The 3,254-nt window shown below is 35.9% G+C and carries 3 protein-coding genes; all 3 read right to left on the bottom strand.

All coding sequences use genetic code 11. The features are described from left to right. Positions 1–105 precede the first annotated feature (105 nt). The gene (locus ACEWK1_RS27440) at positions 106–1,278 is read right to left on the bottom strand and encodes a hypothetical protein (protein WP_416636862.1); all 1,173 of its coding nucleotides are present in this window, start codon (positions 1,276–1,278) and stop codon (positions 106–108) included. Between the two features lie 449 nt (positions 1,279–1,727). Further along, positions 1,728–2,567 (bottom strand): oxidoreductase, encoded by an 840-nt coding sequence (locus ACEWK1_RS27435; RefSeq protein WP_416636861.1) that lies wholly within the window; start codon positions 2,565–2,567, stop codon positions 1,728–1,730. 125 nt (positions 2,568–2,692) lie between these two features. Continuing rightward, the coding region (locus ACEWK1_RS27430; RefSeq protein ID WP_416636860.1) for an NAD(P)/FAD-dependent oxidoreductase at positions 2,693–3,254 on the bottom strand (562 nt) is incomplete at its 5' end.

Below are 3,254 nucleotides of genomic sequence, written 5' to 3'. Positions count from 1 at the left end.
TCTTACTAAATGATCAGGGGTATCAGAGGGAAGGCGAAAGGTAATAGCCTGTCCCCTTTTTATGGTTGGTGTGCCCTTTTTATTCATATAACCACCCAATTTTAATTAGACTGTTTGTTTTTCATTCTTTTTCGGAGGCTCGCTGGTTTTTCTGACAAAATCGGAAACTAATTTATAATAAGCATTTGCCATCATCCAAATACTTTCGTTTTCATCTTCAAAAAACTCAATATTATAGCCATCTAAACTATTATTTAACATCTTGATATAGTCTTTTAGAACAATGGCACCTCCACCAACAAAATAGCAGATTTCTGTTTGTGAATTTTTTTGCCATACGTTTCGTAAATGACGGTACTGTTTCTTAGCAAGCTCTAGAAGAATGCGGTCGGTGATATCATGTACGTTTGTCCGACTACCCTTTACCATGATGTGGTGACGGTCATTTTTACGTGTAATAATATCAACCACATCTCGGCGACTGTCGAGTTCAACACCGTGCTTTTTGCGGATTTCTTCTCTAATAGCTTCTAATGACTCTGATACACCAAGATTAAAGCCCTGTGCTTTGTCATCATCAACATTACGATTTTTAATCACAGCAATATCCGTCGATAAGCCGCCAATATCCTGAATTAATATTTGCTTATCAATTAAATCACGATTGATAATCTTTAAATCTTTGTCCATAACTAGATTAATAAATGCAGCAAATCCTTCTGGATACACCTTCACTTCGTCAAACTTAATATTTACTTTTAAACCTTGATATTTAGGAGTCACTAAAAATTCAACTTGATGAACAGATCCGAGGAGCTGTGAGCGATAGCCAACGTCTTTGCCTTCCTTAACTTCACGGAGTGGTAAGCCTGTTCCTAACGTATAATTTGCATCAATAACATTATTAATTTTTTTGAAAATAGACGAGTTTTCTTCTCGAACAGCATCTAATGCAAGGGTAGTAAAAAGCATAACAAGTGTCTGATCTTCTTCTGATTTTGTACTACCAGGATCTAGCTCACTAGGGTTATCACTTTTTGTTGCGAGGTTACCAACTCGATAGATTGCATTGTTATCCTTCAGGGCAGGGGAGTGAACTCTTACATGAATACCATCTAATGGATCTTTATCATTTAATTCTTCTATACCAATGACTGGTCGGTCCTCAGTGTCTCTTGCAATAACATTAGGGATATATAATTCGTAATCTACTTTTCCAAAAAGTGCCTTTACACAATCATTTCCAACATCAACTGCTGTAATTCTAGTTTTACTCATCTAACCATCCCTCTCTATTTCATTCATGAGTTACTAAATCAGTGAATCTAGTAACTCAAGGGTAAAGGGTAGGGGAGACAAGCGTCAATATTACTTTCGTTGTGTTCAATTTGAATACATGTATACATTTTTGTCTACATTTGTAACAAAATTGTATACATGCCTATATGACGCGGTGTATACGTATTTGTACACATGTAAACACTATTGTAAACACCACGTACACAATATGTATACATGTATACAGTGACGTATACTGTGGAATTCTGGTCTATTTCGACAGAATCTTCTAACCCTTTTGACCTAGTTGAACGTTTGTTTCTACCTCAGTTTTTATAGAAAAATGTAGGTTATTGGAGAAACATTTTTTTATTTTTTAGTAGATTTCTTTTTAAATTAATAGATTTAAGAAAAATAACAACAAATAAGATCAAGCTTAAGCTTGATCCCTACCTTAACCTTCTTAATACGATTTTTTCGAATATCGTCCACGGCACCAGCATTTTAAATAGAATCGTTATCTTAACCCTTCTTCCGATTGCATAACGCAAGGTTGTTTTCTTCTTTAATGCAATGGCTGTGATTAGCCTTGCTACGTCCTTTGGGTCTTCAAACTTACTTGATCCACTTTCAATATGATCTTCAAGCTTACGCATCATTTCATAATAAGGTGACTCTTTTTTGAGAGAGTTCTCTGTTACCTTCTTTCCCGACGTCCATATATTTGTTTGGAATGAGCCTGGCTCCACTAATATAACATCTATACCAAAGGACTTTACTTCTAAACGGAGAGATTCACTCCACCCTTCTAACGCATACTTTGAAGAAACATACGGCGATAAACCAGGAAAGCCAACTCTTCCACTAATGCTGCTAACATTAATTATTTTTCCTTTGGACTTCTTCCTCATTATTGGAAGTACAGCTTGTGTGACAGCTATTGCACCAAATACATTTGTTTCAAATTGACTACGATACTCATCAATTGGGATTTCCTCTACAAAGCCAGCTCCTGCAAAACCTGCGTTGTTAACCAATACATCAACTTGTCCTACCCTTCCCACTAAGTCCTTGAATTGATTAACTGATTCTGCAGAGGTTACATCTAATTCATGAATGGTTATCCTGTTCGTTATTCCAGAGCTTTTAGCCTCTCTTAGAAGAGTTATGCTCCTTTTTTTATCACGCATTGTAGCAATAACTTCAAATCCATTTTTCGCTAACTCTAATGCTGTTAACATTCCAAACCCGCTTGAAGCCCCTGTAACAACAGCTATTTTCTTTATCATAAGTTCTCCCCTGCCCTTGTTATGTATCTATTATTTCCATTATATCTGTTACATTTCTTCAATATTAATAATAAAAAGAAGTCCTACGTAAGCTCGCAGGACTTCTTCCTTAAAAAGCAGACTATTTAATTTATCATTCTTTTAACTAATTCACGATTACGATCTTTAAACACTTCATTATGAGATGATACCATTCCTACTTTTGTAGCCTCAGGCTGAATATATTGCTTTGCTTTGTTTACAGCATTTGCAGCATCTTGAAAGGCACCCGCAATTAAGTGAAGCTTTCCATCATGGGCTAAAATATCACCAGCCGCATAAATTCCTTCTATTGAAGATTCACTAGTTGCATTACCTGATATATAAAATTGATCTTTCAATGAAATTTGCACATCACTATTTTGAAGCAGTGATGAATCTCGTTCATATCCATGATTGATTACCACTTCGTCGATCGGGAGATACGTCACTTCTCCTGTTTGATGATTTGTTAGTTCAACGCTTTCAATTTCTTCATGATTTGCACCAGCAACTAATTTCGTTATCGAAGTGTGGAAATAGCATTCAGCTTTACTATTCATTAGTTGACTAACCTGTGCTTCATGGCCGTTTAACTCCCCTTTTCGGTAAGTTAAGATTACTTTTTCAGCTATTGGTTCTAATTCGTTTGCCCAGTCAATTGCTGAG

Origin of the sequence: Metabacillus sp. YM-086, from assembly GCF_048059995.1 — a bacterium.
Taxonomy (GTDB): Bacteria; Bacillota; Bacilli; order Bacillales; family Bacillaceae; genus Metabacillus; species Metabacillus litoralis_B.
The sequence above is the reverse complement of the archived record's forward strand: the minus strand, read 5'-3'. Positions and strand labels throughout refer to the sequence as shown.

Coding starts and splice junctions, on each gene's coding strand:
- ACEWK1_RS27435 (WP_416636861.1), bottom strand. CDS start 2,567: ATGATAAAGAAAATAGCTGTTGTTACAGGGGCTTCAAGCGGGTTTGGA.
- ACEWK1_RS27440 (WP_416636862.1), bottom strand. CDS start 1,278: ATGAGTAAAACTAGAATTACAGCAGTTGATGTTGGAAATGATTGTGTA.